Genomic DNA, 25,929 nt, shown 5'->3' on the forward strand with positions numbered 1-25,929 from the left:
GCGAGCAGCCACAGTTCCGGGTGGCGGGGTATCCGGGCTATTACGCGAAAACAGGTGAGACTTAGGTCCCGTCTCGAATCAGACCGAAGCCCAACGAAGGAACGTTTGCGGCTGCCTGAGGTTTGGTGAGCCTGGCGCGAAGACGATGCCGTTCAGCGCAATAGAGCTCACATCAAGGAGGCACTTATGAGTATGCGTCTTTCCATTGCAGCCGCTGGGTTTCTGTTGCTGGCCGGTATCGGCGCCGCTGCCGCTCCGGACGTAGTCATCGAGCCTGAACAGGAGACCGTCATCAGGGAATATGTCAAAAAGCAGCCGCTGGCATCGGTGAAAATCCCTGGAGTGGAGCTCAATATCGGCTCAACCTTGCCCGAAACCGTCGAACTTCATGAAGTCCCCGACACAAAATACCGTTACGTGGTGGTCGACAACCGGACCGTTGTGGTTGACCCGGGCACGCGCAAGATCATCAAAGTCATCGAATGAGCTAAGCGACTGGACCCGCCGTGCCGAAAGGTGCGGCGGGAAGTCGAGCGACGAGGAATGTGATCACCATGTCGAACCGTGAGATTGGAGCGTCGCAGGCGCTGCGAATACGCGTGGCTGACCTCGCTGAGAGGATGCGCGGCGCCCGGATTACCGAAAACGAACTGAAGACCTTTCGAAAGGTCGCAGCAGTCCTGGAGGACGGCAAGGGCAGAATCGATGCCGACGATTTGATTGCCGCATCCTTCGTCGTCGATCCGCCTGACTGACAAGGAGTGCTGCAATGTCCCTGTCTCCCAGCCTATTCTCTGTTGGCCTGACTTTCCAATGCCCGCAGTGCAACTTCACCGTCATCAAGAACGGCCGCTGGTTTCAGGTCGTTTCCCATTACAAGTGCGAGGGATGCGGACGCGAGATCCGGATTACCTATCCCGACAAGATTGCGATCTTCCACAAGCACGCGCACTTGGCCACGCCGCCGGGAGCGCGGTAGCTGCGGCAGATGTGCAGACCAACTCCTTCATTGCCAACTCCTTCATTGAATGTGAGCTCGAATTGCCGGACTCGAGCGCGAGTGTCATGGTGACCTAGATAAACCAGGTCGCCACCAGCCCCAAAGAGGCGGAAAAGATTGCGATCGTAGTAGCCCATCCCAGGGCGTTGGTTGTCCGGCTGTTGACCTTGTCTCCCATGATCCGCCGGTTGTTCGTCATCAGCATGATAAGAAGAAGCAGTGGCGGCGTGGAAAAGCCCTGCACGATACCGGACCAGACGAGCGCCTTCATTGGGTTGAAACCCAGGAAATTCAGGCCAACAGCAATCAGCGTGAAGGCGCCGATCGCGATATAGAACTTTGGCGCCTCACGCGGCTTGGCATGAAGGCTGTGCTCCCATCCAATCGCCTGCGCCAGATCGTATGCCGCACCTGTCGTCATGACCGGAACGGCAAGGAACCCGACCCCGATCACGCCGGCCGCGAACAGTACGCCAGCGGCTGCACCAGCGAGCGGCTTGAGAGCTTCGGCTGCTTGAGCGGCGGTCTCGACGTCGTGCTCGCCGGCTTCATAGAGCGTAGACCCTGTCGACAGGATGATGAAGTACATGATGAGGTTGGAAAAAATCATGCCGATCAGGATATCGCGGCGGGAGCGGCGCAGTTCACCGTCGGTGGCACCCTTGCGCTTCTTCAGCGTCGTTCTCCCCTCGGCAATCTCTTCCTCCACCTCCTCATTCGACTGCCAGGTGTAGAGATACGCTGAAAGGGTGGTGCCGATGATGGCCACCAGTATGGACAGGAACTCGCGGCTGAACTGGATCTTCGGAACAAGGGTTCCCCACAGCACGGCTGCCGCATCCGGCTTCGCCATGATGGCCGAGCCGACATAGGCAAGCAGGGCCAGGGCGAGCCAGCGGAAGATGTTGCGTATGAGCGTGTAAGAGCCCCAAAGCTGGAGAGCAAAGATCGCGGCCGCGACTACAACCACAATGAGGGGAATCGGAACAGGAAGGAAGATGTTGATGGATGCAGCCATGCCGCCGAGATCGGCGGCTGCTTCGATCGTGTTGCCGATCAGCACGCCCACAAGAACAGCCCAGAGCAGCCACCGGGGGTAGAAGTCCTTGATCGCATGAAAGAGGCCGCGGCCCGAAACCTGTCCAAGCTTCGACGAGAGATACACGACAGTGTACATCATCGGCAGCGTTACAGGGGCGGTCCAAAGCAGGTCCGGGCCAAAGCGCGCTCCGGCACTTGCATAGGTACCGATCGCCGAGCAGTCGTCGTCAGCGGCGCCGGTGATAAGGCCGAGTCCAAGTGCTCGCCCTATGCCGTCTTTCTTGTCTTCCCGTGGTGAAGTGGCGTTACGATCGCGCTGCGTCATTGCGGCCACGCCGCGCCAGGAGCGTAATGCGCAAGCACGACCGAAACGCCGAGAGCAATTACCCAATAAATGTACTGCAGCACGGGAGTAGATCTCATTCCGGCAAACCTCTACCGCCGTTCCAACTCCGCAATCGGCTGCTTGTTCCAGCGTCAGCAGGGTGTTCAGCGCTTGCCGTGGCCGAAGGCGCGTTCTTCGCTTTGCTGGTCGGCCGGCCCAATGGTGGGGACAGTCTCGGTCTTGGCCATGATCGAGCCACGATTTCAATGAGCTTGGGCATCTTCCAAGCCTTTCATCTTTTGACGGAACCCTACCCGACGTTTTACGAGATATTCTGCCGGTGTGATTGTCTGTTGGCCGATGGTGCGCCAGTCCAATGGTTCGACGCCGTGCGCGTCACATAAATGTTTGATGTTGCCAAAAGGCTTGCTCGATCGGATTGAGCTAGGGTGAGTATGGCGGCAGGAATCACAGCTTGCGCCAGCTGCCCTTAGGGCCTGGGGCAGGGCGGATCTGAACGGGGCTTTTCCACGAATGACTTTGATGGGCGCGGCGGCACTGCTGATCCTGATCCTGACCTATGCCGGCGTCGCCGTCGGTAGGTTCCCCGGCCTGCGCCTCGACCGGGCAGGCATCGCGCTGCTCGGCGGTGCGGCGATGATCGCCATCGGCGCACTCAGCCTGGAGGACGCATACCGCGCCATCAGTTTCGACACCATTACGCTGCTGCTCGGCATGATGATCGTCGTGGCGCATCTGAAGGTCTCGGGCGCTTTTCGCGCGCTCGGCGCCGTCGCCATCGAGCACGCGCACGCGCCGTTCATGCTGCTGGTGATGGTGACGCTGCTGACCGGCGTTCTGTCGGCGTTCCTGGTCAACGACGCGATCTGCCTGGTCATGGCGCCGATCGTCGTCCACGTTACCCGAGTCATCAACCGCAACCCTGTCCCCTATCTGATCGCCACCGCCACGGCGTCGAATTGCGGCAGTGTCGCCACCATCACCGGCAACCCGCAGAATATGGTCATCGGCGCGCTGTCGGGGATTTCCTATCCGGCCTTTTCGGCGGCCCTGGCGCCGGTCGCGCTGTTCGGCCTCGTTGCCGTCGTTGTCATCGTGCGCATCGTCTATCGCGCCGAGTTCGCGCGCAAGGCCGAGCTCAGCCCCGAAGTCTATCGCGGCCGCATGTTGCCCGGCCAGGTACTCAAGGCGGTGGTGGTCTGCATCGGACTGGCGATCGCCTTCTTTGCCGGTGTTCCGGTCGCCAAGGCGGCGCTCATCGGCGGGGCCATTCTTCTCGTGACCCGTGCCATAAAGCCGGCGCGCATCTACCGCGAGATCGACGGGCCGCTGCTGTTCATGTTCGCCGGCCTGTTCATCGTCGTCGCCGGCGCCGAGAAGACGCTGCTCACGCCCGACATCGTAGCCTCGGCAAAAGGCCTCGGGCTGGACGACGTCTGGCGGCTGTCAGGCTTCACCGCGGTGCTGTCCAACATCATGAGCAATGTTCCGGCCGTGCTGGCGCTGCGGCCGTTCATACCCGGCCTGGAAGACCCCGAGCGCGCTTGGCTGGTCGTCGCGATGAGCTCGACGCTGGCCGGCAACTTCACGCTGCTCGGTTCGGTGGCCAATCTGATCGTCGCCGAGTACGCGCGGGTCTCCGGCACGCCTCTGTCGTTCGCCGCCTTCTTCAAGGTCGGGCTGCCGCTGACGCTGGTTACGCTGCTTGCCGGGACGGCGTGGCTGGCGCTTGGGTTTTAGGCCGCCGGCGCAGCAGGCAAGGCGATTTCAGGTGCAAGCCTGATCGGACTATTTGGCGTGGGTGGGCCAGAACGCCCAGATCAGCAAAGCTGCCAAAGCCAGCCAGAGCGCCACGACAAAGAACATTCCCGTCCTGCTTTGCGGGTGAGTTTCGAGCGCGGCCGCCCGCGCTCGAAACTCGTCCATCAGCGGCGGCGGAACAAGCCTTATGGCCAGGATTACGCCGAGCGGTACGATGATCAGGTCGTCGAGATAACCGAGCACCGGAATGAAATCCGGGATCAGGTCGATTGGGGAAAGCGCATAGGCGGCTACCATTCCGGCAACGAACTTTGCAAACCAGGGCACTTGAGGATCGCGTGCGGCGAACCACAGGGCGACGACATCAAGCTTGATGTCGCGGGCCCGGCTTTTTGCCGCTTCCAGCCATGCTTTCATAGGGTCACTTTAGCACAGATTGTCGTCCGCCTGCATCCGAGCGGTTGCCGGTCGCGCAAAATCAGACCGTCCATAGCGCGTCCCAAAGGGCGCGCGGCGCTTTAACACTCCGACGATTCGGTGCTGCTCGGCGGCTTCGCGCCCGAAACATAGGCGTCGAGAAAGTCCTGCGAGGCGACATCGTCGGCGAGGCTCCTCAGCTTTTCGGCCGCGGCCGCCCCCAAAATCGCCTCGACGCGCCGGTTGGCCTCGACCCACACGACATATGCCTGCTGGTATCGCGCCTTGCCGAGCGGCGTCAGCACAGCATGCTTGGTTCGCCGATCGTGGGTATCGTGGCGGACCTCGACCAGACCGTCGCGCACAAGCGGCCGCAGGGCATGCGTCAGCGCTGAGATCTGGATCGCCAGGCGGCCGGCGAGGACCTGCAGCGTCGGCCCGTCCTCGCCGTAAGCGGCCGCGAGCCCATCGATCTGGCCGAGCAGAAGGGTTTGCGTTGACGTCAGCCCGGTTGGGACCAACGCCACGTCATACAACTGGCCAAGCCGCCGCGCCGCACGGCGCAGCGACGAATTGATGCAGACGAAATCGTTCGGCATGCCGGGCGCTTCCGCGTCTGGCTCACCCCGACCTTTTAGCGATGTGAACGATTCGGCTGTTTTTTTCATCCTTACAAAATAGTTGAGGGCTGAAGCATTGCAAAGGGCGCAGATTTGGCTAGTTGGTTGAGCGCTCAACATTTGAGCCCTCAACGTTCAGGAGATAACTCATGTCGAACTCCGCTTCCAAGCCGATCGCCGTCGTCACCGGCGCCTCCGCCGGCATCGGCGCCGTCTATGCCGACCGCCTCGCTGCCCGTGGTTATGATCTTGTGCTCGTGGCGCGCCGCGCTGAACGCCTGAAAACCCTCTCGGCAAAGCTGTCGCGGGCCTATGGCGCCAAGGTCGAGGTGATCGGCGCCGACCTGACCAAGGAGGAGGGCTTGGCGCGTGTCGAGAAGGTGCTCGCCACCAACGCCGCCATCACCCTGCTTGTGAACAACGCCGGTAACGGCACGCTGGGATCGACGATAAACACGTCAGACGAGAATGCCGCGTCGACAATCGCGCTCAACATCACGGCGCTGACGCGCCTGACGCGAGCGGCGCTGCCGGCATTCCTGTCGCGCAACTCCGGGGCGATAATCAACATAGCCTCGGTCCTGGCGCTGCACTCGCTGCCGATCACCTCCCTCTACAGCGGCACCAAAGGTTATGTGGTGAACTTCAGCCGTGGCCTGCAGGAGGAGCTTGCCGGAACCGGCGTCAGGCTGCAGCTCGTTCTTCCTGCCGCGACCGCCACCGAATTCTACGAGTTCGCCGGCATGCCGCTTTCAGCGTTCGACCCGGCAGTGGTGATGACCGCGGAAGACATGGTCGATGCGGCCCTGGCAGGCTTCGATCAGGGTGAAGCCATCACGCTGCCGTCGGTCCACGACCGGGCGCTGTGGGAGACCTATGACGCCGCCCGCGCCACCTTGTTCGCCGCGAAGCAGACCGGCGAGCCGGCGCCTCGCTACCAGGCGGCCTGACGCCGCCCGACCGCCCTGTGCGCGCGCAGGGCGGTCTCCGCTGGCATGGCTAGGGCGACGTCACCGTCAGACGGCCTTTCATGTTGGGGTGGAAGCGGCAGAAATAGTCGAACGCTTCCGCCTTCTGAAGGATCATGCTCGCCGATGTCTTCGGCGGGATCATCACCTCCCAGTCGCCTTTGACGGTCGCCGTGTGGGCGAACACGTCCTTGTTGACCCACTCGATCGTGTCACCGACCTTCGCCTCGATGCTTGCCGGCGAAAACACCAGCTTCTCGATCGTCACCTCAATCGTTTCGGCCTTGGCTGGTGCGGCAGCAATAGTTAGCGCCATTGCAATCCACAGATGCGGTTTCGACACGGTTGGTGCTGCTCTCATTTCAGCATGCCGGCGACATGTTCGGCATGCTGTTCATGGCCCTGGAATAGCTTCAGGCCGGTCTCCAGCAGGCTCTTCAGTTCGGCATTCTCGGCCGAGGGGATCAGCAGGGTTTCGAGCGCGCCGTTGACCTGCTTGTGATAGGCGACCTCGTTGTCGACATAGGCCTTGTCGAACGCGGCGCCGTCGAGCTTGGCGAGCTTCGCCCGTTCCTCGTCCGCCACCTTGGTCAGCGCCTTGCTGGTGGCGTTGTCCTCTGGGGTCACGTTGAGCTTCTTGACCAGGTCAAGCGCTTGTTTGTTTACGGCTTCATGGTCTCGCACCATGTCTTTGGCGAAATCGAGAATCTCCTTGTTCTTCGATTTCTTCAGCGCTTGCACGGCCGCCTCAACGTCAAGCACGCCGGCTGTGTAGGCGATGTGGGCGATCTGCGGGTCGCTCGGCTTGTCGGAGGCTTGCGCCAACGTCGCTGCGCTGAGCAGGAAAAGCGCTGCCAGTGCGGTGGTCGATCGAATAAACATGACGTTCTCCTTCGCCGGACGCGGTTGGCTCCGGGCATTTTCAGTTGACGATGTTTGGATGCCGGAAGGGGGCAAACGTTCCCGGGAATTCGGGAAAATCAGCTGGTAAAGCCAAGCCGCTGCATCACCGCGGCGGTCAGCCGTTCACACCGGCGGCCGGCGAAGGGGAAGGCATCGAGCAGCACCGGGCCGATCTGATCGGCCAGCGCCTTGCGGACTAGGGCGCGGGCTCGGTGCAGCCGGGTCTTGACGGTTTCGGGCCGCACATCGAGTAATTCGGCGGTCTCGTCTATGCTGAGACCCTCGATCACCCGCGCCACGAATACTGTCCGGTAGACATCGGGAAGTCGATCGGTCGCCCGTTCGACAAGCTCGAGGATCTGCCGTTGCGCCATCATCCGCTCCGGATCGTCGCTGGGATTGAGGGGGAACTCGATGATTTCGGCTTGTAGATTTTGCGGCATCGCTACCGTTCGCCGCCTTTTGCGCAAACGCCCAAGCGCCTCGTTGATGACGATGCGTGACGGCCATGTGGCGAGAGAGGATTCGCCGCGAAAATCCCCGAGCTGGGCAAAGGCCCTGACATAGGCCTCCTGCACGATGTCTTCAGCCTCGCTGTCGTTGCGGACGACGCTGCGGGCGATACGATAGAGTCGCTGGTTGTGCATTTTGATAATCGTGTGGAAGGCTCCGCTCTCGCGCGCCAGCGCACGGCCGACAAGCTGCATCTCGCCAGATGCGGCGGGCATGACGGTCGCAGATATGGCCGGTTTCCTCATCGCGAGCCAATCTCATGACCGGAAGCAAATCCTCCGATCGAAACATTGGACGGGCTAACCGCGAAAAGGTTCCCGAACATTTTTCCCGGCGGCCGGCACCGCTTACGCTGCCGCTTCCGCCAACGCCTTGTCGCCAGCTTGCGCGCGTGCCGTTGCGGCCAGCAGATCGGTCTGCGTGATGAGGCCGAGGATGTGCTGGTTGTCGTCTACGATGACGACGGCGTGGCTGCGGCCGTCGGTAAGCACCGGCAGGAGGCCCATGGCCGGCGCACTCGCCGAGGCAGTCGCCACGGCCTTTGTCACGCTTTTCACCGCTTGCGCCGCCCGCGCCAGTTCGCGCAGTCCGACGGCGCCGATAAGCTTGGCCTCCGCGTCGACGACCGGCAGCATCCGGATATTGTGATCGAGCAGCAGTTGACGCGCCTCGTCGGCATCAGCATGCTCGTCCACGGCAATCACGTCGCGCGACATGATATCCTCGCACAGCAAGGTCCGGTGCGTGCGCACCATCGCCTGTAACTCCACCTGCCGCAGTAGCCGTTCGAGATCGTTGCGGTCGATGTCGAACGTCTCCTCCAAAGCGCCGAGCGCAGCATCGATGTCCTCGGGCCGGAAGCCGATACGCTCCTGCGCCGGTGGATCGATGGTGCCGTGGCTGTTCTTTGACGCAGCGGTGGTACCATGCGGGTAGGTCCGTCGCGTCAGCTTGTGAAAACCGTATCCGAGCGCCACCAGCACGATCGAGTTCAATGCCACCGGCACGAACGGAAACAGGAAGCCGGCGTCGATGACGGCCGGGCCGCCGAACACCGCCGTCAGAGCCGCCGCGCCGCCTGGTGGATGTAGGCAGCGTGTGAACGACATCGCGGCGATGGCCAACGATACCGCAATGCCCACCACAAGGACGGGCTCATGTATGAAACGCGCCACAATCACGCCGACGAGCGCCGATATGGTGTTGCCGCCGATGATCGACCAGGGTTGCGCCAACGGGCTCGCCGGCACTGCGAACAAAAGCACGGCCGAGGCACCCATCGGCGCCACGAGCAGCGGCACATGCGGGCCGCTGCCGAGCACGAGGCCACTGATCGCGCCGGTCAGCGCAATGCCGATCGTCGCACCGAAACAGGCGATCATGCGCTCGCGCAGTGTCGCGCCGGCCAGTATGGGAGAAAAAAGACGAAAGGCCATGGGTGCTCTGGGGTTTATCCCACTCTGGGGTTGATCCCCGAGGAGTGTTGAACTTTGAAACGCCTTGCAATGACGCCAGACTGCTGAATTCGAAAGCCAAACCAATCCGAGAAATAGCGGATTTGGGAAATATTGTTGCGCTACGCGGGTAGATCAGGCGAGGTCCGGCCGCCAGCCGGAGCAGCTACACAGCGTGATCCGGCTAGTCTTTTCAAGAGGTTGAGCGCGTTTTCTGAATCGGTTTTGGAAGCTCGCTACCGTAGCTCAACCCGCCGCCGCGGCGAGGCCGCGCGCCAGATCGGCTGTGAGGTCCTCGACATCCTCGAGCCCGATTTGCAGGCGGATGAGCGGGCCGTCATAAGGCCCCTTGGCGACGACGCGGTCGCCGAGGAAGACCGGCACCGCAAGGCTCTCATAGCCGCCCCAGGAATAGCCGAGGCCGAATATCCTGAGCGCGTCGAGGAAGGCATGCTGCTGTTTCTGGCCGCCGCCCTTGAGCACGATCGAAAAAATGCCGCTCGAGCCGCAGAAGTCGCGCTTCCAGAGATCGTGGTCGGGATGGCTGGCAAGCGCTGGATGCAGCACCCGCGCCACGCCCGGCTGGCCCTCCAGCCAGCCGGCGATCGCCAGAGCGCTGCGCTGATGGTGGTCGAGGCGCACACCCATGGTGCGCAGGCCGCGCAGCACCTGATAGACATCGTCCGGCCCGGCGCAGCAGCCCATCGTGTAAAATGTCTCGCAAAGCTGTTTCCAGCAGGCCTTGTTGGCCGACGCCGTGCCGAGCAGCACGTCGGAATGGCCGGCCGGATATTTCGTCGCCGCATGGATCGAGATGTCGACGCCATAGTCGAGCGGGCGGAAGTAGAGCGGCGTCGCCCAGGTATTGTCCATCATCACGATCGCACCTGCGGCGTGTGCCGCGCTGGAAATGGCCGGTATGTCCTGCACCTCGAAAGTGTTGGAGGCCGGCGATTCGGTGAACACGACCCTGGTGTTGGATTTGATCAGCGCCGCTATACCGGCGCCGACATGCGGATCGTAATATTCGACCTCGACGCCTAGCCGTTTCAGCATCGTGTCGGCGAAATTGCGGGTCGGGTGATAGACGGAATCGACAATCAGGACATGGTCGCCCGCCGACAGGAAGGCGAGCAGCGGCACTGTCACCGCCACCAGGCCGGAGGGCACCACAATCGTGCCGGCCGAGCCTTCCAGTCCGTCGATGGCGCTGGCAAGCGCGTCGGTGGTCGGCGTGCCGCGCGTGCCGTAGGTGTATTTCTGGCCGCGTGCCGCCATCGTCGCCGCGTTGGGAAAGAGCACGGTCGAGGCATGCACGACCGGCGGGTTGATGAAGCCGAAATAGTCATGCGGATTGTTGCCCGAGTGGGCAAGCCGCGTGTTGATGCCCATTTCATTGCCGTCTTTTGCCATTGCGCTTCGCCTCTGATGAAGCGCTAGCCATAGTGCGGCGGCATTGGCCACGCAACCGTTCGCCATCCGCCAGCCGGCGGACTGGTTGTGCCAATCGCTCCGATGGCATTCAGGCGCGCGGCGCTGTCTCGCCGAAGAAGGATTTCAGAAGCCAGCTCCGATTCGCGTTGGCCGGACCTGCAGTTGCTGGCTAATTTTCGGGCGCGTTTGTCTGCAATTCAGGCATTTGCGGCAAATGGTTTGAAACTCTTTGGGTTTCGGTCATTTTCCTTGACCTCACTGTGATAATCGCCTTCGATGCAGCTCGTGAATGGGAGGCAGCGCGTCGGTTGCGATGCGGGTTCCGGTAATGGGCCGGAACGGGAAGCTGCGTTCACACGGAAAAAAAGTCAGGTTCGCCTGAAAAAAACAGAAAAGGGTCTGTGGGTTATGAAACACATTGCAATCGGCATTCTGGGCGCCGCCACGCTTGGATTGGTGGCTTCGGCCGCGTCGGCGGCCACGCTCGACGACGTCAAGGCCAAGGGCTTCATCCAATGCGGCGTGTCGACCGGTCTGGCCGGCTTCTCGGCGCCGGATGACAAGGGCGACTGGCAAGGCATCGATGCGGACTTCTGCCGCGCTGTCGCGGCCGCCGTGTTCGGCGATGGCACCAAGGTCAAATTCACGCCGCTCAGCGCCAAGGAACGCTTCACCGCACTGCAGTCAGGCGAGATCGACGTCCTGTCGCGCAACACCACCTGGACCATCAACCGCGATACGGCGCTTGGTCTGAACTTCGTCGGTGTCACCTATTATGACGGACAGGGCTTCATGATCAACGCCAAGAAGCTGCCGGGGGTGAATTCCGCGCTGCAGCTTTCGGGCGCGGCGGTCTGCGTGCAGAGCGGCACCACGACCGAACTCAACCTCGCCGACTACTTCAAGACGAACAAGATGGAGTACAGCCCGGTCGTCTTCGAACAGCTGTCAGAGGTCGACGCGGCCTATGACGCCGGCCGTTGCGATGTCTACACCACCGACCAATCAGGTCTCTACGGCATCCGGCTGACGCTGGGCGCGCCCGCCGACCACGTCGTGCTGCCTGAGATCATCTCCAAGGAACCGCTCGGACCGGCCGTGCGCCAGGGCGACGATCAGTGGTACCACATCGTCAAGTGGACCTATTTTGCGCTGCTGCAGGCAGAGGAACTCGGCATCACCAAGGCCAATGTCGAGGAAATGAAGGCCTCGGAAAATCCCGAGATCAAGCGCGTGCTCGGCCAGGAGGCCGATACCAAGATCGGCACCGATCTCGGCGTCTCCAACGACTGGGTCGTCAACATCGTCAAGGCCGTCGGCAATTACGGCGAAATGTTCGAACGCAATGTCGGGTCGGGCAGCCCGCTGAAGATCGCGCGCGGCATCAACGCGCTGTGGACCAAGGGCGGTCTGCAATACTCTCCGCCGATCCGCTGATCGAAATGTGATCCGGGAGGCAGATCGTCTGCCTCCCGGTTTCTCTTTCCAGGGGATGGTCGAATGGCATCGCAGGAAATTCTTCGCGAGGAGCCAAGCCGCGGCTCCTTCATCAATGATCCAAAGGTCCGCGGCATAGTCTTCCAGGCGGTGGTCGTCATCGTGCTGGTTGCGTTGGTCTGGTGGATCGTCCAAAACACCATAGACAATCTGACGCGCCTGCGCATTGCGTCAGGCTTCGGCTTCCTCAGGGGCCGCGCCGGCTTCGACATCAGTGACAGCGCCATCGCCTATTCGTCGGATTCGACCTATGGCCGCGCCATTGTGGTCGGCTTCGTCAACACGCTCATCGTTGCCGCCGCCGGCATCGTCACCGCCACCATCATCGGCTTTATCCTTGGCGTCGGCCGGCTTTCGCACAACTGGCTGATCCGCAAGATCTGCATGGTCTATGTCGAGGTCTTTCGCAACATCCCGCCGCTGCTGGTCATCTTCTTCTGGTATTCCGGCGTGCTTTCGGTGCTGCCGCCGCCGCGTGAAAGCATCAATTTGCCGTTCAGCTCCTTTCTCAACCAACGCGGCTTTTATTTTCCACGCGCCGTGTGGGGCGAAGGCTCCTGGCTGATCCTGGTTGCTTTGCTTCTCGGCATCGCCATGGCGTGGTTCGTCGCCCGCAAGGCGCGTCAGCGGCAGATGGCGACCGGCCAGCAATTCCCTGTGTTCTGGACATCGGCGGCTTTGATCATCGGCTTGCCGTTGCTGGCCTACGCGCTCAGCGGCTTCCCGCTGAGCTTCGATTATCCAAAGCAATCGACCTTCAACCTGACTGGCGGCTTTCAGGTCAAGCCGGAGTTCCTGTCGCTCTACCTGGCGCTGTCCTTCTATACGGCGGCCTTCATCGCCGAAATCGTGCGGGCCGGCATCATGGGCGTCAATAAGGGTCAGACCGAGGCAGCCGGTGCGCTCGGGCTGCGGCCGGGATCGATCCTGCGGCTTGTCGTCATTCCGCAAGCCATGCGGATCGTCATTCCGCCGCTGACCAGCCAATATCTGAACCTGACCAAGAACTCGTCGCTGGCCATCGCCATCGGCTACCCGGATCTGACGGCGACGACCGGCACGGTGCTGAACCAGACCGGCCAGGCTATCGAGTGCGTGCTGATCATGATGGTGGTCTATCTCGCACTCAGCCTGTTGACGTCGGCGGTCATGAACGTGGTCAACGCCAGAATGGCGCTGGTGGAGAGGTAGCGACATGCAGGAGCACGATCTTTCCTTCGTCCGCGTCGAAATGGCGCTGGCACAGTCGGCGCCTGCAAGCGAGCGCGGCCTGGGCGCCTGGATACGCAAGAACCTGATTGCGTCGACCGGTGACACGATCCTGACCATCATCGGCATCGTGCTGGTCGCGATGATCCTGCCGCAACTGATCAGCTGGGCCTTCATCAACGCCCAATGGACCGGCGCGGACCGTACCTTTTGCGCCACGGCGGCACAGGGCGGCGTCCAGCCGGACGGCTGGTCCGGCGCCTGTTGGGCCTTCGTCAACGCCAAGTTCGGCCAGTTCATGTTCGGCCGCTATCCGATCGATGAGCGCTGGCGGCCGATCCTGGTCGCCATCCTGTTCGTGGCGCTTCTGGTGCCGCTGCTCATCCCGAAGGTGCCGCGCAAGGGGCTGAACGCCATCTTGTTCTTCGGGGCGCTGCCGATCTTTGCCTTCATCCTGCTGGTTGGTGGCGTGTTCGGCCTGCCGCATGTCGAAACCCCGCTATGGGGAGGGCTGCTGGTGACGCTCACCCTGTCCTTCGTCGGTATTGCCGTGTCGCTGCCGCTCGGCATCGTGCTGGCGCTCGGCCGGCGCTCGAAGATGCCGATCGTCAAGATGCTGTGCGTCATCTTCATCGAGACGGTGCGCGGCATCCCGCTGATCACCGTGCTGTTCATGGCCAGCGTCATGCTGCCGCTGTTCCTGCCGGCCGGCGTCAGCTTCGACAAGTTCCTGCGCGCGCTGATCGGTGTTTCGCTCTTTGCCGCTGCCTATATGGCCGAAGTGGTGCGGGGCGGCCTGCAGGCGATCCCCAAGGGCCAGTATGAAGGTGCGGATTCGCTCGGCCTCGGTTACTGGCAGAAAATGGGCCTGATCGTGCTGCCGCAGGCGCTGAAGCTGGTCATTCCCGGCATCGTCAATACCTTCATTGGCATGTTCAAGGACACCAGCCTGGTTTCGATCATCTCGATGTTCGACCTGCTCGGCGTCGTCAAACAGAATTTTAACGACCCCCACTGGGCAACGCCGCAAACGGCCAGGTCCGGCCTGGTGTTCGCTGCCTTTGTCTTCTGGCTGTTCTGTTTCGGCATGTCGCGCTATTCGATGTTCACGGAACGCCGGCTCGACACCGGCCACAAGCGCTAAGAACAAAAAAGGGAACCTTCCATGACAATAGAAAATGCAGTCAGCGCGGAAGAGATCAAGGTCAATGCCGCCAAGATGCAGGTTTCCACCACCGATGTCGCCATCGACATCATCGCCATGCACAAATGGTACGGCGAATTCCATGTGCTGAAGGACATCAACCTGAAGGTGATGCGCGGCGAGCGCATCGTCATTTGCGGCCCTTCGGGCTCGGGCAAATCGACGATGATCCGCTGCATCAACCGGCTGGAAGAGCACCAGAAGGGCAAGATCATCGTCGACGGCAAGGAATTGACCAACGATCTCAAGAAGATCGACGAGGTGCGCCGCGAGGTCGGCATGGTGTTCCAGCACTTCAACCTGTTCCCGCATTTGACCATCCTGGAAAACTGCACGCTGGCGCCGATCTGGGTGCGCAAGACGCCGAAGAAGCAGGCCGAGGAAATCGCCATGCACTTCCTCACGCGCGTCAAGATTCCGGAACAGGCCAACAAATATCCCGGTCAGCTTTCCGGCGGCCAGCAGCAGCGCGTCGCCATCGCCCGCTCGTTGTGCATGAATCCGCGCATCATGCTGTTCGACGAGCCGACCTCGGCGCTCGATCCCGAAATGATCAAGGAAGTGCTGGAGACGATGGTTGGCCTCGCCGAAGAGGGCATGACCATGCTCTGCGTCACCCACGAGATGGGCTTTGCACGCAAGGTCGCCAACCGGGTGATCTTCATGGACCAGGGCCAGATCGTCGAGCAGAACACGCCAGCCGAGTTCTTCGACAATCCGCGCCACGAGCGCACAAAACTGTTCCTGTCGCAAATCCTGCACTGACCGCTGTCAGCAAATCAAATGAGCCCGGCCGAAACCCGGCCGGGCTCTTTGCTGTGTGCGCCGCCAGAAGCGCCTCATTCCTTCCCACCCCCCTCTGGCCTGCCGGCCATCTCCCCCGCAAGGGGGGAGATCAGCAGCTTCGGCGCTCCGCTCACTCCTGCAACGTTGGAGATTGGCGAAGGCTGCTGTGACGGCCAATCTCCCCCCTTGCGGGGGAGATGTCCGGCAGGACAGAGGGGGGTGGGAAGGATCGCTACGTCGACGACCTAAACTGTAGAGTGTCCGGGTTCCAGTCATAGAGCCAATCGAGATCGGCCGCGAGCTTTTCCGGCGAGCGCCACTTCAGGAACAGGTTGCGCGCGACGGCCATCGGCCCCGCTGCATGCCAGGCGAGCCGGTTGACCGCACCGCGGCGGGCGACCTTGGCGATGCGCGGGCGGCGCATCTTCTCCCAGGCGGCAAGCGCGCCCCACGGATCGGCGGGCGAGGCAGCGACAAAGCCGGCAAGGGTTGCGGCATCCTCGATCGCCATCGCCGCCCCCTGCGCCGCGAACGGCGTCATTGCATGCGCCGCATCGCCGATCAGCGCGATGCCGGCGGGTGTCGTCCATGGTTGTGCCTGGTCGACCGTATGGATCGGCCACGCGGTCCACGGGCCGGCATCCTCGACAAGGCGGGCCAGCGCTGCCGCCGTGCCACGCATGGCGCCGACGAGGATATTGGGATCGGCGTGGCCCGACCAGCGCTCGGCGATGACCTCGCCCCTGGTGAAGGCAGCCAGGTTGAACGCCGTGCCCTTGCGGACTGGATAGGCGACGAGGTGGAAGCCGGGATGCAGGAAGGTGGTCACGCAATTGGCGGCGCCGACCGCCGCAAGGGCTTCTCCTGCGACACTGCCTGCACTGATCGTAGCGCGCCAGGCAAGCTCGCCCGAAAACCGGCTTTTTGCCGCAAGCCCGCCAAAAGCCCGGATCGCCGACCAGACGCCGTCGGCGCCGATCAGCAGAAAGCCGCCGGCTTCGACTGTCTTGCCGGCAATCTCGACTGTTGCCGTGGCATGGCGCGGTCCTGTGGCGATGCCGCCGACGCGCGCGCCGGTGACGAGACTGATGTCCGGCTGTTCGGCAAGGCGCGCCATCAGCGCGTCTTGCAGATCAGCCCGATGAGCGACGAGATAAGGCGCCTGCCAGCGCCTTTCGGCCGCTTCGCCAAGCGGCACCCGCGCCAACTCACGCAGCGTGGCGGCGTCCTTGAGCACGACCGCCTCCGGCCGCACCGCCGCCGGCAACAACCGGTCGAGCACGCCGAGCTGGCGAAGGATGCGCGTCGCGTTGGGTGAGAGCTGGATGCCGGCGCCGGCCGCTTCGAGGCGCGGCGCCTGTTCGAACAGCCGCACCAGATAGCCGCGCTCGGAAAACGCCAGTGCCGCGGTCAGTCCGGCGACGCCGGCTCCGGCGATAACGACCTGCCGGGACCGGGTGTCGTTCATCGGATGGTGTGCGCGTCAGGCGGCCTGGTGGATATAGAGGCATCCGGCAGGCTGCGTTTCCGTCGCCTTCAGCTTTGGCGAATAGCGATAAAGCGTCGAGCAATAGGGGCAGACCTTTTCATTGTCGTCGCCCATGTCGAGAAACACATGCGGATGGTCGAAAGGCGGGTTGGCGCCGGTGCACATGAATTCCTTGACGCCGATGTCGATCGCCGCATAACCCGCATCGTTCTGGAAATGGGGAATGGAACCGCCTGCCATCGTCGTCTCCTATATTTGCCGCATGACCCCGGATCATGTGCAAAATCAAAATTCCACCGCGTCCCTGGCGCGTCCAAAGGACGCGCCGCTCTGCAGCCTGGATTGCGCGTCCAAAGGACGCGCCGCGCTGTACCTGGATTGCATCTGGATCATAAGCAGTCTCTTTGCAAGATCGATGAAATCAAACTGTCGTAAAAGCCTGTCACAGGATAAGCTAAGCCGGTTAAGGCATGGCCCCGAAACCGAATTCGGTTTTGCTGGGGATCATGCGTAGCTTAAATGGTGGGAGCGTCCTTTTGCGCGTCCGCAAAGACGCGCGACGCTGTGGCCAGCGGGTGCGAAACGAGCAGGACCCATGAACGAACTAAAGCCGGTGCAGAGCGAATTCACCACTGTCGAGGTGGCGAGCCCAGAGGGCGGCAACCCGGACCGGTTCGTCAACCGCGAGTTTTCCTGGCTGCAATTCAACCGCCGCGTCCTCGAAGAATCGCTGAACGCCAACCATCCGCTGCTCGAGCGGGTCCGCTTCCTGTCGATTTCGGCCGCCAATCTCGACGAGTTCTTCATGGTCCGTGTCGCCGGTCTCGCCGGCCAGGTTCGCGAAGGCATCACGCTGAAGAGCGCGGACGGCCGCACCCCCGAACAACAGCTGGAACAATTGCTGCGCGAGGTCGAGCGCCTGCAGGAGGACCAGCAGAACAGCCTATCCGCGCTGATGCTGCTGCTCGACAAGGAAGGCATCGAGAGCATCAGCCGCGATGGGCTGACCAAGGACGAGAAGACCTGGCTCGAGGATCATTTCCAGGAGCAGGTGTTTCCGGTGCTCACACCGCTGTCGATCGACCCGGCGCATCCGTTCCCGTTCATTCCCAATCTCGGCTTCTCGATGGCGCTGCAACTGCGCCACCGCAGGAATGGCGAGGAGATGAGCGCGCTTTTGCGTCTGCCGGTGGCGCTGAAGCGCTTCATCCGCTTGCCTGACCGCAAGCATCATGTCCGCTTCATTCCGCTGGAAGAAGCGGTCGGCCTCTATATCGGCAAGCTGTTCCCCGGTTACGAGGTCAAGGGCTCCGGTACGTTCCGCATCATCCGCGACAGTGACATCGAGGTCGAGGAGGAGTCCGAGGATCTCGTGCGCCTGTTCGAGACGGCGCTGAAACGGCGTCGTCGCGGCTCGGTCATCCGCATCGAATTCGACAAGCTGATGCCGGCCGAACTGCGCGAGTTCGTCGCCGGCGAGCTTGGCGTCTCGTCGAGCCGGATCAGCGTGCTCACCGGTCCGCTGGCGCTCAGCCAGATTTCCGAGATCGTCGCCATCGCCCGCGACGATCTCAAATTCAAGCCTTACAATCCGCGCTTTCCCGAACGCATCCGCGAGCACGGCGGCGACTGTTTCGCCGCCATCCGCGAGAAGGACATCATCGTTCATCACCCCTACGAATCCTTCGACGTGGTGGTGCAGTTCCTGCGCCAGGCGATGGCCGATCCGGAAGTGGTGGCGATCAAGCAGACGCTCTATCGCACCTCGAACGACAGCCCGATCGTGCGCGCTTTGGTCGACGCGGCGGAGGCCGGCAAGTCGGTGACCGCGCTGGTCGAGCTCAAGGCGCGTTTCGACGAGGAAGCCAACATCCGCTGGGCGCGCGACCTCGAACGCGCCGGCGTTCAGGTCGTGTTCGGCTTCCTCGAACTGAAGACCCACGCGAAAATGTCGCTGGTGGTGCGGCGCGAGGACGGCAAGCTGCGCAACTATGTGCATCTCGGCACCGGCAACTACCATCCGGTCACCGCGCGCATCTATACCGACCTGTCCTTCTTCACCACCGCTCCGACAATCGCCCGCGATGTCGCCCAGCTGTTCAATTTTATCACCGGCTACGCCGAGCCGACCGAGGAGATGCGGCTGGCCATCTCGCCGTTCACGCTGCGCAAGCGCATCCTCAAGCACATTTCGGACGAGATTGCCCATGCGCTGGAGGGCAGGCCGGCCCGCATCTGGATGAAGATGAATTCGCTGGTCGACCCGATCATCATCGACGCGCTCTATGACGCCAGCCGCGCCGGCGTCGAGATCGATCTCGTCGTGCGCGGCATCTGCTGCCTGAGGCCCCAAGTGCCGGGCCTGTCGGAAAACATAAGGGTCAAGTCGATCGTCGGCCGCTTCCTCGAACACAGCCGAATCTATTGTTTCGGCAACGGCCATGGACTGCCGTCGGACGGGGCGATCGTCTACATCTCATCGGCCGATTTGATGCCGCGCAATCTCGACCGCCGCGTCGAAACCATGGTGCCGATCACCAATCCAACGGTGCATGAACAAGTCCTCGGCCAGATCATGCTGGGCAACATCATGGACAACCAGCAAAGTTTCGACGTATTGGCTGACGGAACCTCCCGGCGCGCCACGCTCGAGGAGGGCGAGGAACCGTTCAACGCGCAGGAATATTTCATGACCAATCCGAGCCTCTCCGGACGCGGCGATGCGCTGAAATCGCATGCGCCCAAGCGCATCGCGCAGTTCAAGCGCCGCAAGAAAAACGCCGCAGCGACCGGCTGATGATTTCAACGTCCCAGGGCCGGCTTCAGGACCGCCGACCGCTGTCCATCATCGACATCGGGTCGAACTCGATCCGGCTTGTCGTCTATGAGGGGCTGGCGCGCTCGCCGACCACACTGTTCAACGAAAAGATGCTGGCCGGCCTCGGTCGCGGCATCGTCTCGACCGGAAAGCTCGATCCCGAGGCGGTGACCCGTTCGATGGAGGAGTTTCAGCGTTTCCGTGCGCTGTCCGAGCAGGCCGGCGCCGAGCATATGTATGTGCTGGCGACCGCCGCCGCCCGCGAGGCGGTCAACGGCCCCGATTTCATCCACCGCGCCGAAGATGTGCTCAAGACCGAGGTCCAGGTACTGAGCGGGCGCCAGGAAGCCCACTATTCCGCGCTTGGCGTCATTTCCGGCTTCCACCCGGCCAACGGCATCGCCGGCGACCTCGGCGGCGGCAGCCTCGAACTGGTCGACGTCGATGGCGAGGCAATCGGCGACGGCATCACGCTGCCGCTGGGCGGCCTGCGTCTGCAGGACATGGCCAAGAACTCACTGGCCCAGGCGGCAAAGATAGCGCGCGACGAGCTCGCGAAGGCAAGGCTGCTGAAAGGCGGGCAGGGCAGGCCGTTCTATGCGGTCGGCGGCACCTGGCGAAACCTCGCTCGGCTGTATATGGAAATGACCAGCTATCCGCTGAGCGTCATGCACCATTACGAGATCGGCATCGACAGCGCTGCGAACTTCCTCAAGCAGGTAGCCAAGGGCGAGATCGAGAAGATAAGGGGTATCGAGGGCGTCTCGAAGAACCGCCGCTCGCTGCTGCCTTATGGCGCCATCGTGCTGCAGGAGATCATGGCGGCGATGCAGCCGTCAAAGATCATCGTCTCGGCGCTGGGCGTGCGCGAGGGCTTTCTCTATTCGCTGCTCGACAAAGCCGAGCAGAAGGCGGATCCGCTGATCTCTGCCTCGGAGGAACTCGCCCGGCTGCGTTCGCGCTCGGTCACCCACGCGCATGAGCTTGTCGAGTGGACGGGCAAGACCTTCGCCGCCTTCGGCATCGAGGAGACGGTCGACGAGGCGCGCTACCGCCAGGCCGCCTGCCTGCTTGCCGACATCGGCTGGCGCGCGCATCCCGAATATCGCGGCAAGCAATCGCTCAACATCATTGCCCACGCCTCCTTCATCGGCGTCGACCATCCCGGCCGCGCCTTCCTGGCGCTGGCCAACGCCTACCGTCATGATGGCCTCTTCAACGAATCGATCGCGCCGGAAATCAAGGCACTGGCAACGCCGCGCTATATCGAGCGCGCCCGTGTGCTGGCCGCGGTGATGCGCGTCGTCTACCTGCTGACGGCGGCAATGCCGGGTGTCATGCCGCGGTTGAAATGGGAGAGGCGCGGCAATGGCGTGCTGGCGCTGGTGCTGCCGGCGTCGCTGGCCGATCTTTACGGCGAGCGGCCGGCCGGGCGACTGGCGCAACTGGCGAGGGTCACCAATCGCCGGCTGGTGCTGGCGGTCGAGGGCGGCCCCACTATGCCAGCCAAGTAGTCTGGCTCAGTCAAGTAATTCGGCTCGGTCTCGGTTCAAGTAATTCGGCTCAGTCCGGCAGTTGTGTCGGTCAAGTCGTTTCAGCGCCGATCCGAAGCATCCTCCCGTCGATCGAGTAGGCGCCGGCGCCTGCCATTGCCAGCGCCAGAAAACCGCCCGATAGCGCGATGTCCTTCATCAGCATCTGCGAATGCATGAAGGTCAGCGTCGGATCGTCGCCGCCCTGGCCATAGTGGCCGATGAAGCCTGCCGCGATGCAGAAAGCGGCAAGCAGGAGCGCCGCGATCGGCGTCTTGAGGCCGACGAGGATGAGCAGACCGGCGATCAATTCGAACAGCCCCGTCGCCCAGGCTGCGAGCGTCGGCAGCGGCAGGCCAAGGCCGGAAAAATAGTCCGATGTGCCGGCAATGTCGGTAAGCGCGTGAAAGCCGGACGGAACGAATAGAGCGGCGAGCAGCAGCCGAGAAAGCAGAAGCAGCGCATTGCGGCGCATTGGTCACCTCCGACGTCGGCGGCGGTTGGCTTCACCCCGACACCTCATCCTAGCAGAAAGTCCGGCCGGCTGATCGACGGGCATAAACCGACAACGAAAAAGGGACGCGGAAAATTCCGCGCCCCTTGCTGCAAGTGGTTCCTGGACCGCTTCAGCCGCGCTTGGCGTCGACCGAATAGGCGCCGGCGCCCGAGGAAGCCAGCACGAGGAAGCCGCCGGCAATCGCCAGGTTCTTCATGAAGCTGATCATCTGCATCTGATCGGCCCAGCCGGTGTGGGCGACCAATCCCGTGGCGACGGTGAAGATTGCCAGCACCCAGGCGGTGATTCGGGTCTGAAAGCCGATGAGGATGGCGAGGCCGCCGAGCAGCTCGAGCAGACCGACGACAATCGCCGTCACGGTCGGCATCGGCAGACCCATGCTGCCGAAGTAACCGGCGGTGCCGGCGATCGCAGTGAGCTTGCCGAAACCGGAAAGCACGAAGATGACCGAAAGCAGGATACGGCCGAGCAGGATGCTGCCTGAGGCGTTGGAAACGGTGCCGGAACCGGCAACGGACGTGTTGGTGGACATGATGGGCTCTCTCCGGGAGGGTTGTGGTGCCCACCCACATAGAGCAGGGCGACTGTTCACCAAAGATGCAGATTTGGTTACAGATTGTTCACCGCAGTAAAGTTTTTGCGATCAGCGCAAGATCATCCCGGATGCGTCATCTCCTCTGGCCGAACCAGGCGGTCGTAGTCGGCTTCGCTGACCAGCCCGGTGGCAAGCGCTTCCTCACGCAAGGTTGTGCCGTTCTTGTGAGCGGTCTTGGCGATCTTGGCGGCGTTGTCGTAGCCGATGGTCGGCGCCAGTGCTGTCACCAGCATCAGCGAACGGTCGAGGGCGGCCTTGATATTGTCTTCCCGCGCCTCGATGCCGACGACGCAATTGTCGGTGAACGAGATGGAGGCGTCGGCGAGCAGTTGCACCGACTGCAGGAAATTGTAGGCCATCAGCGGGTTGTAGACGTTGAGCTCGAAATGGCCTTGGCTGCCGGCGAAGGTCACGGCCGCATTGTTGCCGAACACCTGGATGCAGACCTGGGTCATCGCCTCGCACTGGGTGGGATTGACCTTGCCCGGCATGATCGACGAACCCGGCTCGTTTTCCGGCAGCGACAGTTCACCAAGGCCGGAGCGCGGGCCGGAGCCGAGCAGACGAATGTCGTTGGCAATCTTGAACAGGGCGCCGGCGCAGGCGTTGATGGCGCCATGCGAGAACACCATGGAATCATGCGCCGCCAGCGCCTCGAACTTGTTTGGCGCGGTGACGAAGGCGATGCCGGTGATCGCGGCGATGCGATCCGCCACTCTCTCGGCAAAGCCGACCGGCGCGTTGAGGCCGGTGCCGACGGCGGTGCCGCCTTGCGCCAGTTCCTGCAGGCCGGGCAGCGTCATCTCGATGCGTTTGATCGAGGAGGCGACCTGCGCGGCATAGCCCGAAAATTCCTGGCCAAGGGTGAGGGGCGTCGCGTCCTGCGTGTGGGTGCGGCCGATCTTGACGATGTGGGCGAATGCTTTGGTCTTGGCCTCCAGCGCGGCGTGCAAATGCCTGAGCGCCGGCAACAAATCGTGCACGATGCGCTCGGCGCAGGCGATGTGCATGGCCGTCGGATAGGTATCGTTCGACGACTGGCTCATATTGACGTGGTCGTTGGGATGCACCGGTTTCTTCGACCCCATGACACCGCCCAGCAGTTCGATCGCCCGGTTGGAGATCACCTCGTTGGCGTTCATGTTGGATTGCGTGCCCGAGCCGGTCTGCCAGACGACCAGCGGGAAATGATCGTTCAGCTTGCCGTCGATGACTTCCTGAGAGGCTTCGATGATCGCGTTGCCGATGGCCGGGTCGAGCCGCTTCAGCTCCATATTTGTTTCGGCCGCCGCCTGCTTGACGATGCCGAGCGCGCGAACGATCGACGCCGGCTGCTTTTCCCAGCCGATTTTGAAATTGCCCAGCGAACGCTGCGCCTGCGCGCCCCAGTAACGATCGGCGGCGACCTCGATGGGACCGAACGTGTCGGTTTCGGTTCTGGTCTCTGGCGCGCTCACATGTCTCTCCGGTCTGTCGAATTCGGCACCGGCGTATCGCGTTGCACAAATGGCTTCAAGCGAAGATTGCGAGCGACAAGGATGCAAATCGGTTGAAGAACTCCTCTCTCACCGACCAATCAGCGATCGTGAGGTTGGAGATAGGCGCAGCGTTTCCGTCGGTCTGGCCAGGCCCGACTGCAATGCCTGCCAGGCCGGCGCCGCGGCAAGCGCGGCTTCAACGCTTTCGTGGGCGTCCGCGCTGTCGAAGGCGGCGACGCTGATGAAGACGTTTTCGCCTGATCGCACCGGCAGGCGGGGAAAGTTGTTTTCGGCATGTTCGGAGACAAACGCAGCAAGTGGCCGCGCGCCATGTGCCGCCAACACGGCAATCGCGTCGGTTTTGAAGCGGCTGGCGAAGTCGGCTTCGGCGCCGTGCCGCAGATGATGAATCTTGATGACAACAATATCCGACAAGCGATTGTCTCCGCTTGGTTTTTCGTAACCATCCAAGGCTGCTCGTTGCGATCCCGACAGATCGAAGCCCGCGCCGGGCCATGCCGGTTTCAGCAACAGCACGTCGTCGGAGGAGATCATCGTGGCGTTGGCGGCGTCGCGCCAGGCGGCCCAGACGGGCCCCTCATAGAACGCGGTCAGTGCATTTTTCCGCGCTTCCATACCCTCGAAGCCGCGCAGCCAGATGAACATGTCAGGCCGGTCGAGATCGCGAAACTGACCGATGATCGTCATCCCTGCCGCTTCCTGACCTTCGATCAGATGACCGTCGAAGATGCCGATCAGCGTGTCGCGTCGGCCAGGTTTCAGCGTGTATTGCCTGAGCTCGATGACCGGCGAGGCGTCGAGACCGGATTTCGACCGGGCATTCAGGGGCAGGCTCATCGCGCAATCTCCAAAACAGGGCGTTCATCCTGTTTTATAAACAGACCGGTTGTCCTGTTTTGTCAATCTGCTATCGTTGAAAAATGTCAGCAGAGATGACCGCTCGCCCAAAGGCGCAGCCCGGCAAACGCACCAACGACCCGGAAGGCCTGCGCAAACGCGTGCTCGATGTCGCCGAAGCCTCGTTTCAGGCGCGCGGCTACCATGCCTCCAGCCTCGGCGACCTGATGGCCGCGGCAGGCGTCACCGGCGGCGCGCTGCATCATCACTTCCCGACCAAGAAGGCGCTGGCGCTGGCGGTGATCGAGGAGCGGGTCGCCGCGGCCGTCGAAGCAACATGGATCGCGCCGGTGCAGGCGGCAGGCTCGACGCGCGAGGGCGTGCGCAGCGTGTTCGAGGCAGTGGCCGCGGAACTGGAGCAACAGGGTTTCGTGCGCGGCTGCCCGCTCAACAACCTGGCGCATGAATTGTCGCTTGCCGATCCGGATTTCCGCACCGCCCTTGCCGGCATTTTTTCGGCGTGGCGCCAGGCGATCGCCGACAAGGTCGGGGCCGACCAGCAAGCGGGCAGGGAGCAGGACACCGATCCGCAGCGCTTCGCGGCACTCGCGGTCGCCACCTATTCCGGCGCCATGTCGATGGCCAAGACGACGCAGGATTCTGCTGTGCTGCGCGATTGCCTGAACGCGCTGGAGCAGGGAGTTTCCTCAGCAAGAGCGAAGCGACGTCGCAGGGTGCTGCGGCAGTACAAAGCCTTTTGATGCCGGAGCGCCAGTCGCCTTCTGCCCTGCCGGGACTTAATTCGGCAGCGGTTTGATGACCTCGTAGCCGACCACGCTTTCGGCGTTGGTGCCCTCGTCATAGCGCCTGGCCAGAACCGCCTGCAGATCGGGCGCGTAGAGCGCGGTGAATTCATCCTGTGTCTTGCCGGCCTCGTTCTTGATCGTAAGCCTGACGGCGAGCACGTTGTATTTGCAGTCGCCCAGGCTGAACGTCTCCTTGCCTTTGACGCTGATCTCGAGCGTCTCGGTGCCCTTGGGCTGTTTGTTTGCAGCGAGGCGGACGAACACGGTCTTGCTTTTCGCCCCGGCCTTGAGCGGAAACAGCTTTCTGAGATCCGAAAACGGGATCATCGCAAGCTGACCGGTCTCGCTGTCGCGAAACACCTCGATCAGACCGCCGAACAGAAACTGCGTCTGCGGCGATTGGGATTGGTATTCGTTGGCGACCGACACCATTCCACCCGCCGCCGGTCGAAACTCGCTGTGGATGCCGGGCCTTTCGAGAATGAAGCCGGCCTTGGCGGCTTTGGCGTCGATGCACTCGGCACCATGAGCGGCGCTCGCCAGGATGGTAAGTGCCGTGGCGATGGATATAGTCTTCATAGCGTTTGCCCGCGCAAGTTGAGTCCTGACCTGAAAGCAATGCCAGACCTGCGGCAGCGTGTCGACATACCGTTCGCGGCAACTGGACGAAGAGGCGCCGGCTG

At 62.4% G+C, this 25,929-nt stretch carries 27 protein-coding genes; 12 read left to right on the plus strand and 15 right to left on the minus strand.

The window, feature by feature from the left end; translation table 11 throughout:
* The first annotated feature begins 186 nt into the window (after window positions 1–186).
* From BLT09_RS03445 to BLT09_RS03455, 3 genes are all read left to right on the plus strand, one after another.
* The gene (locus BLT09_RS03445; protein WP_091590630.1) at window positions 187–486 is read left to right on the plus strand and encodes a DUF1236 domain-containing protein; all 300 of its coding nucleotides are present in this window, start codon (window positions 187–189) and stop codon (window positions 484–486) included.
* Between the two features lie 68 nt (window positions 487–554).
* Window positions 555–755, plus strand: coding sequence for a hypothetical protein (locus tag BLT09_RS03450; RefSeq protein WP_023800633.1), 201 nt, complete (start codon window positions 555–557; stop codon window positions 753–755).
* 14 nt (window positions 756–769) lie between these two features.
* Complete coding sequence (locus tag BLT09_RS03455) at window positions 770–979, plus strand: hypothetical protein (protein ID WP_091590632.1); 210 nt, start codon at window positions 770–772, stop codon at window positions 977–979.
* 94 nt (window positions 980–1,073) lie between these two features.
* Here BLT09_RS03455 and BLT09_RS03460 read toward each other — a convergent pair whose 3' ends face one another.
* Window positions 1,074–2,366 (minus strand): Nramp family divalent metal transporter, encoded by a 1,293-nt coding sequence (locus BLT09_RS03460; RefSeq protein WP_091590633.1) that lies wholly within the window; start codon window positions 2,364–2,366, stop codon window positions 1,074–1,076.
* Between the two features lie 534 nt (window positions 2,367–2,900).
* On the opposite strand from BLT09_RS03460, the gene BLT09_RS03465 reads away from it, so the two are divergent.
* Window positions 2,901–4,127 carry an anion transporter gene (locus BLT09_RS03465; protein ID WP_091590635.1) on the plus strand — a complete coding sequence of 409 codons (1,227 nt, stop codon included), beginning with the start codon at window positions 2,901–2,903 and terminating at the stop codon, window positions 4,125–4,127.
* Between the two features lie 48 nt (window positions 4,128–4,175).
* On the opposite strand, the gene BLT09_RS03470 is transcribed toward BLT09_RS03465, so the two are convergent.
* Window positions 4,176–4,565: a YkvA family protein gene (locus tag BLT09_RS03470; RefSeq protein WP_091590636.1), complete on the minus strand. Its 390-nt coding sequence runs from the start codon at window positions 4,563–4,565 to the stop codon at window positions 4,176–4,178.
* Window positions 4,566–4,666: 101 nt separating this feature from the next.
* Window positions 4,667–5,164, minus strand: coding sequence for a MarR family winged helix-turn-helix transcriptional regulator (locus BLT09_RS03475; RefSeq protein ID WP_236473199.1), 498 nt, complete (start codon window positions 5,162–5,164; stop codon window positions 4,667–4,669).
* 170 nt (window positions 5,165–5,334) lie between these two features.
* Here BLT09_RS03475 and BLT09_RS03480 point away from each other — a divergent pair, with 170 nt between their 5' ends.
* Window positions 5,335–6,135 carry an SDR family NAD(P)-dependent oxidoreductase gene (locus tag BLT09_RS03480; protein WP_091590640.1) on the plus strand — a complete coding sequence of 267 codons (801 nt, stop codon included), beginning with the start codon at window positions 5,335–5,337 and terminating at the stop codon, window positions 6,133–6,135.
* 49 nt (window positions 6,136–6,184) lie between these two features.
* Here BLT09_RS03480 and BLT09_RS03485 read toward each other — a convergent pair whose 3' ends face one another.
* The 5 genes from BLT09_RS03485 to BLT09_RS03505 all read right to left on the minus strand — a co-directional run bounded on the left by BLT09_RS03485 (window position 6,185) and on the right by BLT09_RS03505 (window position 10,436).
* Window positions 6,185–6,514, minus strand: coding sequence for a cupredoxin domain-containing protein (locus BLT09_RS03485; RefSeq protein ID WP_091590641.1), 330 nt, complete (start codon window positions 6,512–6,514; stop codon window positions 6,185–6,187).
* Window positions 6,511–7,035, minus strand: coding sequence for a DUF4142 domain-containing protein (locus BLT09_RS03490; RefSeq protein WP_091590642.1), 525 nt, complete (start codon window positions 7,033–7,035; stop codon window positions 6,511–6,513). The genes BLT09_RS03485 and BLT09_RS03490 overlap by 4 nt, the downstream gene beginning before the upstream one ends.
* Before the next feature lie 98 nt (window positions 7,036–7,133).
* A complete protein-coding gene (locus tag BLT09_RS03495) occupies window positions 7,134–7,814 on the minus strand; it encodes an RNA polymerase sigma factor (RefSeq protein WP_167366310.1) in 681 nt (226 codons plus the stop codon).
* Between the two features lie 102 nt (window positions 7,815–7,916).
* The gene (locus tag BLT09_RS03500; protein WP_091590644.1) at window positions 7,917–9,005 is read right to left on the minus strand and encodes an HPP family protein; all 1,089 of its coding nucleotides are present in this window, start codon (window positions 9,003–9,005) and stop codon (window positions 7,917–7,919) included.
* A 264-nt stretch (window positions 9,006–9,269) separates the two neighbouring features.
* Complete coding sequence (locus BLT09_RS03505; protein ID WP_091590646.1) at window positions 9,270–10,436, minus strand: cystathionine beta-lyase; 1,167 nt, start codon at window positions 10,434–10,436, stop codon at window positions 9,270–9,272.
* A 429-nt stretch (window positions 10,437–10,865) separates the two neighbouring features.
* Between BLT09_RS03505 and BLT09_RS03510 the strand changes: the two genes are divergently transcribed.
* From BLT09_RS03510 to BLT09_RS03525, 4 genes are all read left to right on the plus strand, one after another.
* Window positions 10,866–11,894 carry an amino acid ABC transporter substrate-binding protein gene (locus BLT09_RS03510; RefSeq protein WP_091590648.1) on the plus strand — a complete coding sequence of 343 codons (1,029 nt, stop codon included), beginning with the start codon at window positions 10,866–10,868 and terminating at the stop codon, window positions 11,892–11,894.
* Between the two features lie 63 nt (window positions 11,895–11,957).
* Window positions 11,958–13,145 (plus strand): amino acid ABC transporter permease, encoded by a 1,188-nt coding sequence (locus tag BLT09_RS03515; protein ID WP_091590650.1) that lies wholly within the window; start codon window positions 11,958–11,960, stop codon window positions 13,143–13,145.
* A gap of 4 nt (window positions 13,146–13,149) precedes the next feature.
* Window positions 13,150–14,307, plus strand: a complete 1,158-nt coding sequence (locus tag BLT09_RS03520; protein WP_091590652.1) for an amino acid ABC transporter permease — start codon at window positions 13,150–13,152, stop codon at window positions 14,305–14,307.
* Between the two features lie 21 nt (window positions 14,308–14,328).
* Window positions 14,329–15,132 (plus strand): amino acid ABC transporter ATP-binding protein, encoded by an 804-nt coding sequence (locus BLT09_RS03525; protein ID WP_023800620.1) that lies wholly within the window; start codon window positions 14,329–14,331, stop codon window positions 15,130–15,132.
* A gap of 253 nt (window positions 15,133–15,385) precedes the next feature.
* Here BLT09_RS03525 and BLT09_RS03530 read toward each other — a convergent pair whose 3' ends face one another.
* Together BLT09_RS03530 and BLT09_RS03535 are read right to left on the minus strand one after the other, a co-directional pair.
* Complete coding sequence (locus BLT09_RS03530; protein ID WP_091590653.1) at window positions 15,386–16,621, minus strand: FAD-dependent monooxygenase; 1,236 nt, start codon at window positions 16,619–16,621, stop codon at window positions 15,386–15,388.
* 15 nt (window positions 16,622–16,636) lie between these two features.
* Window positions 16,637–16,882, minus strand: a complete 246-nt coding sequence (locus BLT09_RS03535; RefSeq protein ID WP_091590655.1) for a zinc-finger domain-containing protein — start codon at window positions 16,880–16,882, stop codon at window positions 16,637–16,639.
* 355 nt (window positions 16,883–17,237) lie between these two features.
* Between BLT09_RS03535 and BLT09_RS03540 the strand changes: the two genes are divergently transcribed.
* Together BLT09_RS03540 and ppx are read left to right on the plus strand one after the other, a co-directional pair.
* Complete coding sequence (locus BLT09_RS03540; protein ID WP_091590657.1) at window positions 17,238–19,439, plus strand: RNA degradosome polyphosphate kinase; 2,202 nt, start codon at window positions 17,238–17,240, stop codon at window positions 19,437–19,439.
* Window positions 19,439–20,974, plus strand: coding sequence for an exopolyphosphatase (gene ppx / locus BLT09_RS03545; protein ID WP_091590658.1), 1,536 nt, complete (start codon window positions 19,439–19,441; stop codon window positions 20,972–20,974). The genes BLT09_RS03540 and ppx overlap by 1 nt, the downstream gene beginning before the upstream one ends.
* A gap of 70 nt (window positions 20,975–21,044) precedes the next feature.
* Here ppx and BLT09_RS03550 read toward each other — a convergent pair whose 3' ends face one another.
* From BLT09_RS03550 to BLT09_RS03565, 4 genes are all read right to left on the minus strand, one after another.
* Window positions 21,045–21,467, minus strand: a complete 423-nt coding sequence (locus BLT09_RS03550; RefSeq protein WP_091590660.1) for a DoxX family protein — start codon at window positions 21,465–21,467, stop codon at window positions 21,045–21,047.
* Window positions 21,468–21,618: 151 nt separating this feature from the next.
* Window positions 21,619–22,041 (minus strand): DoxX family protein, encoded by a 423-nt coding sequence (locus BLT09_RS03555; RefSeq protein WP_027155363.1) that lies wholly within the window; start codon window positions 22,039–22,041, stop codon window positions 21,619–21,621.
* Between the two features lie 122 nt (window positions 22,042–22,163).
* Window positions 22,164–23,561, minus strand: coding sequence for a class II fumarate hydratase (gene fumC / locus BLT09_RS03560; RefSeq protein WP_091590661.1), 1,398 nt, complete (start codon window positions 23,559–23,561; stop codon window positions 22,164–22,166).
* 108 nt (window positions 23,562–23,669) lie between these two features.
* Entirely contained in the window at window positions 23,670–24,440 is a 771-nt protein-coding gene (locus BLT09_RS03565; RefSeq protein ID WP_091590663.1) for an NIPSNAP family protein, read from the minus strand.
* A 95-nt stretch (window positions 24,441–24,535) separates the two neighbouring features.
* Here BLT09_RS03565 and BLT09_RS03570 point away from each other — a divergent pair, with 95 nt between their 5' ends.
* Window positions 24,536–25,201 (plus strand): TetR/AcrR family transcriptional regulator, encoded by a 666-nt coding sequence (locus BLT09_RS03570; protein ID WP_091590664.1) that lies wholly within the window; start codon window positions 24,536–24,538, stop codon window positions 25,199–25,201.
* Between the two features lie 36 nt (window positions 25,202–25,237).
* On the opposite strand, the gene BLT09_RS03575 is transcribed toward BLT09_RS03570, so the two are convergent.
* Entirely contained in the window at window positions 25,238–25,825 is a 588-nt protein-coding gene (locus BLT09_RS03575) for a hypothetical protein (RefSeq protein ID WP_091590666.1), read from the minus strand.
* Window positions 25,826–25,929: the final 104 nt, after the last annotated feature.

The organism is Mesorhizobium muleiense, assembly GCF_900099905.1.
GTDB classification, from domain to species: Bacteria; Pseudomonadota; Alphaproteobacteria; order Rhizobiales; family Rhizobiaceae; genus Mesorhizobium; species Mesorhizobium muleiense.